Annotated in this window: 7 protein-coding genes; 2 read left to right on the forward strand and 5 right to left on the reverse strand. The window is 73.9% G+C overall.

Annotated elements, in window-relative coordinates:
- Positions 1-12: 12 nt before the first annotated feature.
- The 3 genes from PSR1_RS07710 to PSR1_RS07720 all read right to left on the reverse strand — a co-directional run bounded on the left by PSR1_RS07710 (position 13) and on the right by PSR1_RS07720 (position 4,238).
- Positions 13-2,244 carry an NADP-dependent isocitrate dehydrogenase gene (locus PSR1_RS07710; RefSeq protein WP_059437033.1) on the reverse strand — a complete coding sequence of 744 codons (2,232 nt, stop codon included), beginning with the start codon at positions 2,242-2,244 and terminating at the stop codon, positions 13-15.
- A gap of 240 nt (positions 2,245-2,484) precedes the next feature.
- On the reverse strand, positions 2,485-3,795 hold the full coding sequence (locus tag PSR1_RS07715) for a cyclopropane-fatty-acyl-phospholipid synthase family protein (RefSeq protein WP_059437034.1): 1,311 nt from the start codon (positions 3,793-3,795) through the stop codon (positions 2,485-2,487).
- Positions 3,796-3,890: 95 nt separating this feature from the next.
- A complete protein-coding gene (locus PSR1_RS07720) occupies positions 3,891-4,238 on the reverse strand; it encodes a cupin domain-containing protein (RefSeq protein WP_059437035.1) in 348 nt (115 codons plus the stop codon).
- Between the two features lie 201 nt (positions 4,239-4,439).
- Between PSR1_RS07720 and PSR1_RS07725 the strand changes: the two genes are divergently transcribed.
- Positions 4,440-7,568 (forward strand): amidohydrolase family protein, encoded by a 3,129-nt coding sequence (locus tag PSR1_RS07725; RefSeq protein WP_059437036.1) that lies wholly within the window; start codon positions 4,440-4,442, stop codon positions 7,566-7,568.
- A gap of 37 nt (positions 7,569-7,605) precedes the next feature.
- On the opposite strand, the gene PSR1_RS07730 is transcribed toward PSR1_RS07725, so the two are convergent.
- Positions 7,606-8,055 (reverse strand): MauE/DoxX family redox-associated membrane protein, encoded by a 450-nt coding sequence (locus tag PSR1_RS07730; protein WP_059437037.1) that lies wholly within the window; start codon positions 8,053-8,055, stop codon positions 7,606-7,608.
- Entirely contained in the window at positions 8,052-8,483 is a 432-nt protein-coding gene (locus tag PSR1_RS07735; protein WP_059437038.1) for a cupin domain-containing protein, read from the reverse strand. The genes PSR1_RS07730 and PSR1_RS07735 overlap by 4 nt, the downstream gene beginning before the upstream one ends.
- 80 nt (positions 8,484-8,563) lie before the next feature.
- Between PSR1_RS07735 and PSR1_RS07740 the strand changes: the two genes are divergently transcribed.
- A partial coding sequence (locus PSR1_RS07740; protein WP_162486312.1) for a winged helix-turn-helix domain-containing protein occupies positions 8,564-8,761 on the forward strand: 198 nt, incomplete at its 3' end.

The following is an 8,761-nucleotide window of genomic DNA, read 5'->3' on the forward strand; positions in this document are numbered from 1 at the left end:
GGATTCCTGCAGCTACGCCATCGCGTCGATGATTGCGTTCAGCGTCGCGCTGGGACGCATCGCCTTCCCCGTCTTCACCGGATCCGGGCGGTAGTAGCCGCCCATGTCCACCGGCTTGCCCTGGGCCGCGAGCAGCTCCTGGTCGATCTTCGCGGCGTTGTCCGCCAGCTGCTTCGCCAGCTTCGCGAAGCGGGCCTGCAGCTCCTTGTCCGTCGACTGCGCGGCGAGCGCCTCGGCCCAGTACAGCGCCAGGTAGAAGTGGCTGCCGCGGTTGTCGATCTGGCCGACCTTGCGGGCCGGGGACTTGTTGTTGTCGAGGAACTTGCCGATGGCCTGGTCCAGCGTCTCGGCGAGCACCGCCGCCTTCGCGTTGCCGCTGGCGCGGCCGATGTGCTCGAGCGAGGCGCCCAGCGCCGAGAACTCACCCAGCGAGTCCCAGCGCAGGTAGCCCTCCTTCACGAACTGCTGGACGTGCTTGGGGGCCGAGCCGCCCGCGCCCGTCTCGAACAGGCCGCCGCCGGCGAGCAGCGGGACGATCGACAGCATCTTCGCGCTGGTGCCGATCTCGAGGATGGGGAACAGGTCGGTGAGGTAGTCGCGGAGCGCGTTGCCGGTCACCGAGATGGTGTCCTGGCCCTTGCGGATCCGCTCCAGCGAGTAGCGCATCGCCTCGACCGGCGCGAGGACCTTGATCTCGAGGCCGCGGGTGTCGTGGTCGTTCAGGTACTTCTGGACCTTCGCGATCACCTGCGCGTCGTGGGCGCGGTTCTTGTCCAGCCAGAACACCGCGGGCGCGCCGGTGGCGCGGGCGCGGTTCACCGCCAGCTTCACCCAGTCGCGGACCGGGATGTCCTTCGTCTGGCACATGCGGAAGATGTCGCCCGCCTCGACCGCCTGCTCGAGCAGGGTCGCGCCGGCGCCGTCCACCACCCGGATCTTGCCCTTGGCGCTCGCGATGAACGTCTTGTCGTGCGAGCCGTACTCCTCGGCCTTCTGCGCCATCAGGCCGACGTTCGGCACGCTGCCCATGGTGGCCGGGTCGAAGGCGCCGTTCTTGCGGCAGTCCTCGATGATCTCCTTGTAGATCGTGGCGTAGCAGCGATCCGGGATCACCGCCTTGGCGTCCTGCAGCTTGCCCTCGGCGTTCCACATCTTGCCGGACTCGCGGACCACCACCGGCATGGACGCGTCGATGATGATGTCGTTCGGCGCGTGCAGGTTGGTGATGCCCTTGTCCGAGTCCACCATCGCGAGCGCCGGGCGCTTCGCGTAGGTCGCCTTGATGTCGGCCTCGATCTCGGCCTTCTTGTCGGCCGGCAGCGTCTCGAGCCGCTTGTACAGGTCGCCGAGGCCGAGGTTCGGGTTCACGCCGAGCTGCTTGAACGTCTCGGCGTGCTTCGCGAACACGTCCTCGAAGAACACGGTCACCGCGTGCCCGAACATGACCGGGTCGGAGACCTTCATCATGGTGGCCTTGAGGTGCAGCGAGAACAGCACCCCCTGGCGCTTCGCGTCCTCGATCTGCTCCGCGACGAACTTCCGCAGCGCGCGGACGTCCATGATGGTCGAGTCGATGATCTCGCCGTCGAGGAGCGGCGCGTCCTTCTTCAGCACCGTCACGGCGCCGTCCGGCGCGACGTGCTCGATGCGGAAGGTGGTGGCCTTCGCGACCGTGGTGGAGGTCTCGTGCCCGTAGAAGTCGTCCGCGGTCATGTGCGACACGTGGGCCTTCGACTCCGGGTTCCACGCGCCCAGCTTGTGCGGGTGCTTCTTCGAGAACGCCTTCACCGACAGCGGCGAGCGGCGGTCCGAGTTGCCCTCGCGGAGCACCGGGTTCACCGCGCTGCCCAGCACCTTGGCGTAGCGGGCCTGGACGGCCTTCTCGGCCTCGTCCTTCGGGGCCTCCGGGTAGTCCGGGACCGCGTAGCCCTTGCCCTGTAGCTCCTTGATCGCCTCCTTGAGCTGCGGGATCGAGGCGCTGATGTTCGGGAGCTTGATGATGTTGGCGTCGGGGCTCTGGGTGAGCTCGCCGAGCTGCGCCAGGTAGTCGGGGATGCGCTGCGCGTCGGTGAGCTTCTCCGGGAACGCGGAGATGATGCGGCCCGACAGCGAGATGTCACGCGTCTGGACGTCGACGCCGGTGCCCTTGGTGAAGGCCTGGACGATGGGCAGCAGCGAGTAGGTGGCGAGCGCCGGCGCTTCGTCGATTTCGGTCCAGATGATCGTGGAGGTCTTCGTCGTCATTTTCCCTCGTCCTTAGGCTTGCGTGATCCTCGTCGTCGGCGACCACCACGGCTGCGCCGGCCCCGTCCCGAGTGAGGTGCCCGACATGCCACGATTCCTCACGCGAGATCAATGATGGAAGTCACGGATCTTCGGCCGGAAAGTGGACTGCCAACGTCTACGAACAGCCCCGCCGCGCAATGGATTCCGGGGGCCATCCGGTGAGCGTGCGCGCCGTCCGCCGCGCCGCGTCGAGCACCCTCAGCCGCGGGCGCGCGCCGGCCGCCCGACCGCCTGCTCCGCGTACCACGCGGCCCGGCTGCGCGGGATGGCCTCGGCCCGTCCGCCGGGGTCCGGCCGGGCGAGCAGGAGCTGGAACACGCTGATCCGTCCGAGCCGGAAGCCGGCGGCGGAGGCGGCGAGGTAGAGCCGGTACAGCCGGGCCCGCCGCTCGCCCACCAGCCCCACCGCCTCGCCGTACCGCGCCTCCAGCCGCTCCAGCCAGGCGGCGAGCGTCTCGGCGTAGTGCTCCCGCAGGCACTCCAGGTCGCGCACCTCGAACCCGGCCCGCGCCGCCCGGGCGATCACCTCGGCGATCGGGACGAGCTCGCCGTCCGGGAACACGTAGCGCCAGATGAACCCGCCGCCGCGCTGCCCGGCCCAGGGCAGCGTCGGCCCCCACCCGTCCACCGAGGCGATGGCGTGGTTGAGGAACAGGCCCCCCGGCCGGAGCAGCCGGTGGACCGCCGCGAAGTACGCGTCGAGGCGGGCCCGCCCGACGTGCTCCATCATGCCGACGCTCGCCACCTTGTCGAAGGGGGCCTCGGGGCGGAGCGTCCGGTAGTCCTCCGGGCGCACCGCGATCTCCGCCCGCCCCCGCAGGCGCTCCGCGCGCGCCTCGGCGGCGCGGAGCTGGTGCTGGCTGAGCGTGATGCCGGTGGCGCGCGCCCCGTGGCGGAGCGCCGCGTGCTCCACCAGCGCCCCCCACCCGCAGCCCACGTCGAGGAACCGCTCGCCCGGCGCGAGCGCGAGCTTGCGGCACACCAGCTCCAGCTTGGCGCGCTGCGCCTCCTCCAGCCCCTCCCCGCCCGTCGCGAAGTACGCGCACGAGTAGACGAGGTCGTCGCCGAGGAACAGCCGGTAGAACGCGTCGGAGACGTCGTAGTGGTGGCGCACCGCGTCGCGGTCGCGCCGGACGCTGTGCCGTCCCCCGTGCAGCCGGGCCTCGAGCGGCGCGGGGCCGAGCGCGTGCAGCGCGCGGCGGGCGAGCGCCCCCGCGATGGCCGCGGCGAGCGCCGCGTGCGGGCGCGGGCCGGTCCACCGGGCCGCCGCCTCCACCAGCGCGATGGCGTCCCCCTCCAGCTCGATCCGGCCGTCGAGGTACGCCTCCGCGAGGCGCCGCTCCGCGGCCGGGGGTACGAGCGCGTCGAGCGCGGCGGGGTCCCGCAGGACCACCGCCCCGCGGACGCCGGCGTCGCGCGCCGGCGGGAGCAGCGTGCCGTCCCAGAGCCGCACCGCGAACGTGCGGGACTCGGAGTCGAACATCGCCGCGGCGACCCGGGCCGGGTCCATGCTCCGAGCATATGCGACCGCGCCATCGCGCGCGGAGGCGCCGGCGGGGGCGCCACGGAAGCGACTGCCGCGCTGCGGCAAAGCCCCCCATGCACTCAGGGCGCCGGGGCCGGATCGCGGAGCATGACGAGCAGCATCCGCGTCCGCGACACGGCGTCCACCGCGTGCGGGACGTTCGCCGGCATGCGCGTGAGGCTGCCGGCGGGCGCCTCGACCGCCTTCCCGCCGATCGTGAGCGTCAGGGCTCCCTCCAGCACCACGACCAGGGCGTCGAAGGGCGAGGTGTGCTCGGTGAGCCCCTGCCCCGCGTCGAACGCGAACAGGGTGACGTTGCTCGTCCCCTTCTTCGCGAGCACGCGGCTGGCGATGCCGTGCTCGGCGTAGCCGAGCAGCTCGACGAAGCGGTGGGCCTCCGCGGGCGGCAGCAGGTCGTCCTTGGCCATCGGGGCTCCTCTCCGCCCCTGGCGCGGCGCCGCGTCGGGCGGCGGCCGGGGCGTCATCGATCGTTTGCGTTGCAACGCTCCGCGTCGCGACACGCGCCGCGACCGCTCCGTGCATGGTACGCCCCCGCCGGCCCGTTGCCACCTCCGCGCCACGCCGGACAGGAGAGCCCCTTCACGCCGTCCTGTCCCCCCGGAGAGCGCATGCCGATCACCCGCCGATCCCGAATCGCCGCCGTCACACTCGCCACCGTCGCCGCCGTGTCGCTCGGCGCCGCCACGCTCCAGGGCGGCAGCCGCGCCGCGGTGCGCGACATCACCGTCCACGAAGGCACCAACGTCGCCGTGACCGCGTCCCCGGACGGGCGCGAGCTGGTCATGGATCTCCAGGGCGTGCTCTGGTCGCTGCCGCGCGGCGGCGGCGAGGCGCGGCGCCTCACCGACGGGCTCCTCGAGCCCGCCCGCCCCGACTTCTCGCCGCGGGGCGACCTGGTCGCGTTCCAGGCGTACGCGGGCGGGACGTTCCACATCTGGACCATGCGGCCGGACGGCACCGAGGTGCGCCAGCTCACCTCCGGCCACGGCGACGACCGCGAGCCGCGCTTCTCGCCGGACGGGACGCGCATCGCGTTCTCCTCCGACCGCGCGTTCCAGGGCAGCTACGACGTGTGGGTGGCCGACGTCGCCACCGGCGCGCTGACGCGCTGGACCGACGCGCCCGCGGACGAGTTCGAGCCCGCCTGGACGCCCGGCGGCGGCGAGATCGCGTTCGTGAGCGGCGCCGGCTCGACCGGCACCGCCATCGAGGCGGTGGACGCGGCCGGCCACCGCCGGACGCTCGCGACCGCGCCCGCCGGCGCGCGGCTCAACTCGCCGTCGATCTCCCCCGACGGCGCGCACCTCGCCTGGATCCAGTTCGCCGCGAACCGCAGCCGGCTCCTGGTGGACGGCGCGCCCGCGTCGCCGTTCGAGGACGTGTTCCCCTTCCCGGCCCACTGGCTGTCCGCGCGGACGCTCCTCTACGGCGCCGACGGCGGCATCCGCGTCACCGATCTCGACGCCGGCACCAGCGAGCAGGTCGCGTTCGAGGCGACGTTCCGCCTGGTGCGGCCGGCCTGGGAGCGCAAGCGCTTCGACTTCGACCGGACCGCGCCGCGCCAGGCGCTCGGCATCGTGGCGCCGGCGCTGTCGCCCGACGGCACGCGCGTGGCGTTCCAGGCGCTGAACCGCCTCTGGCTGATGGACGTGGGCGGCGCGCCGCGCCCGCTCACCGACGGGCCGTACTACGCGCAGGATCCGGCCTGGTCGCGCGACGGCACGCGCCTCGCGTACGCCTCGGACAAGGCCGGCACCGCGGACCTCTACGTGCTCGACGTGGTCACCGGCGCCGAGCGGCGCGTGACCTCGCTCCCCGGCGCCGAGGTGGCGCCGGCGTGGTCGCCCGACGGCGGGCGGCTCGCGTTCCAGGACCAGGCCGGCGCGACGCACGTGCTCGACCTCGCCACCGGCGCCGTGCGCCAGGTTGTGGCGCCACTGTTCGCGCCGGGCCGCCCGACCTGGTCCGCCGACGGGCGCACGCTGGCGCTCGCCGCGCTGAAGCCCTACACCCGCCGCTTCCGCGAGGGCACCAGCCAGATCCTCACCGTGGACGTGGAGTCCGGCGCGACGCGCTACCAGGAACCCGCGCCGTTCGAGTCGCTGAGCACGCGCGGTGACGACGGCCCGGTGTGGTCGCCGGACGGGACCGCGCTCGCGTTCGTGATGCAGAGCACGCTGTGGGTGATGCCGGTGGACGCCGCCGGCCGCGCCGCCGGGCCGGCGGTGCGCATCACCTCCGAGCCCACCGACGCGCCCACCTGGAGCGGCGACTCCCGGCGCCTGCTGTACCTGTCCAACGGCGCCCTGCGGATGGTGGCGCGCGAGGGCGGCGCGCCCGCGACCGTGCCCGTCGAGCTGCGCTGGCGCCAGGATCGTCCGGAGGGCACCGTGCTGGTGCACGCCGGGCGGCTCTGGGACGGCCGCGGGCCCGAGGTCCGGCACGACGTGGACCTCGTCGTCGCCGGCAACCGCATCCGCGCCATCCTCCCGCACCGCGCCGACGCCCACGCGCGCGCCGCCGCGCAGGGGCAGCGGGTGGTGGACGCGTCCGGGCTCACCGCCATCCCGGGCCTGTGGGAGTCGCACACGCACGAGTGGATCAGCGGGAAGTTCTACGGCGCCCGCCTCGGCCGCCTGTGGCTGTCGTACGGCGTGACGTCGGCGCACTCGGTCGGCGATCCGGACTACCGCGCGGTGGAGACGCGCGAGGCGTACGCCTCGGGCGCCCGCGTCGGCCCGCGCTTCTTCGCGAGCGGCGAGGCGATCGACGGCGAGCGCGTCTACTACAACTTCATGCGCCCGACCACGAGCGCCGCGCAGCTCGACCTCGAGCTCGCGCGCGCCAAGGCGCTCGACTACGACATGCTGAAGACCTACGTGCGCATGCAGCACGAGTGGCAGGCGAAGGCGGTGCGCTTCGCGCACGAGGAGATGGGCGTGTGGGTCGGCTCGCACTACATGCTGCCCGGCATGTCGTACGGGATGGACGGCCAGACGCACGTGAGCGCCACCACCCGCCTCGGCTTCGCCTACACCCGCTCGTCGGGCGGGGTGAGCTACGGCGACGTGCGCACGCTGTTCGCCCGCTCCGGCATGTTCGACATCTCCACCACCTTCAACCCCTCGCTCTACGCGGACGACCCGGCGATGGTGGACGACCCGCGCCTGCTCGCGCTCAACACGCCCTGGGACCAGGCGCTGCTGCGCGCGAAGCGCGACCGCGCGGTCACCACCGACCAGACCGTCAGCCTGGAGACGCTCCAGCGCGAGGAGGAGACGCTCGCGGCCGTGCTGCGCGGCGGCGGCACCATGCTGGCCGGGACCGACTCGCCCCTCGACAACGTGGCGACCGCGCTGCACCTCAACCTGCGCGCGCAGGTGAAGCTGGGCGGCCTGGCGCCGTGGGAGGCGCTGCGCACCGCGACCGCCCTGCCCGCCCGCGCCTTCGGGGTGGACGCCGACCTCGGGACGCTCGAGGCGGGCAAGCTCGCCGACGTCGTGTTCGTGCGCGGCGATCCGCTCGCCGACGTGGCCGACGCCGCCAACGTGGAGCTGGTCATGAAGAACGGCCGCCTCCACACCGTCGCGGAGCTGATGGCGCCGTTCACCGGCGGCGGCGCGGCGGCCGCCTCCGCGCCCGCGCACCGGCGGCTGCCCGCGGCGCGCGGGGTGGCGGTGACGCCGGCGCGGTGGTGGCACGATCCGGAGGCGATGGTCGAGGAGGACCACCGGTAGCGCGGTCGCGCCGAGCCGGACGGAGCCCGCCCCGGCCTCACGGGCCGGCGGCGGGCTCCACCCCGGCGGTCCCCGGCCGCCGCGCGTCGCGGCGCGCCGGCGCGGGCGGGGCGGCCAGCGCCAGCAGGACCGCGGCGGCGGACGCGGAGAACACCGAATAGTCGAGCGGCGACTTCGGGCCGAACGAGACGCCCATGGCCGTGCCGAACACCGCCAGCAGGCCGGCGCTGGCGAGCGCCACCCAGCGCAGCCGCACCCCGGCGAGGAGCGCGAGGCCGAGGGTGGTCTCGGCCACCGTCGCGGCGCGCGCGAGGTAGGGCGCGAGCGCCGCGGGCAGGAACGCGTTCACCTCGGCGGTGTAGCGCACGAACGCGTCGAAGTCGTTGTTCCCCCAGAGCCCGAGCCGGCTGCCGACCGCCGACAGGAACGCCGCCGCCAGCGCCAGGCGCGCGTACAGGACGGCCCAGCGGAGCGCCGGGCCGCTCACCGGCCGGCCCCGTGCCGCGCGAGCACGCCCCGGTAGTACTCGGCGATGCCGGCCGTGGTGCTCCGCTCGGCCACCCCGCCGTCCGCGCCGAGCGTCTCCATGGCGCCGCGCACGGTCACGAACACCACCACCGGCTCGTCGCCCACCGCCATCCAGCTGTCCTCGTTGCCGGCCGGCTCGTACACGTAGCCGCCGGGGCCGACCACCTCGCCGGTGTCGAGCAGCTTCCGGTGGCCGGCGAGGTTGAGCGCGTGGACCTCGCCCTCGTGCCGGTGCCGCGGGACGAGGGTGCCGGGCTCGAGGCGGAGCAGCAGCGCGCGCGTGTCGCCGTCCGCCTCGCCGCGGAGGAGCTTCAGGGAGAAGCCGGGCGACACCTCCGCCCAGGGCAGGTGATCGGTTCCGTTCGGGTGATTCGGTTCGTGGGTCATGCCACCCGGATAGCGGCCGGAGTGGCTCCCTCACAGGTCCACCCTGGCGAAATCTGATGGATCCATTACCGTCCGGTGCCGTGGACCTGCACGTCTCGCTGCACCGCCGCGGCCGGCTCGCCGCGGACGCCTACCGCCAGCTCCGGGAGGCCATCCTGGACGGCCGCCTGCGCGCCGGCGAGCGGCTCCCCGCCACCCGCGAGCTGGCCCGCCGCCTCGAGGTCTCGCGCAACACCGTGCTGCACGCGTACCAGCGGCTCGCGGCGGAGGGGTTCCTC

Origin of the sequence: Anaeromyxobacter sp. PSR-1, from assembly GCF_000964525.1 — a bacterium.
GTDB lineage: Bacteria > Myxococcota > Myxococcia > Myxococcales > Anaeromyxobacteraceae > Anaeromyxobacter.

Coding starts and splice junctions, on each gene's coding strand:
- PSR1_RS07715 (WP_059437034.1), bottom strand. CDS start 3,795: ATGGACCCGGCCCGGGTCGCCGCGGCGATGTTCGACTCCGAGTCCCGC.
- PSR1_RS07710 (WP_059437033.1), bottom strand. CDS start 2,244: ATGACGACGAAGACCTCCACGATCATCTGGACCGAAATCGACGAAGCG.
- PSR1_RS07720 (WP_059437035.1), bottom strand. CDS start 4,238: ATGGCCAAGGACGACCTGCTGCCGCCCGCGGAGGCCCACCGCTTCGTC.
- PSR1_RS07725 (WP_059437036.1), top strand. CDS start 4,440: ATGCCGATCACCCGCCGATCCCGAATCGCCGCCGTCACACTCGCCACC.
- PSR1_RS07735 (WP_059437038.1), bottom strand. CDS start 8,483: ATGACCCACGAACCGAATCACCCGAACGGAACCGATCACCTGCCCTGG.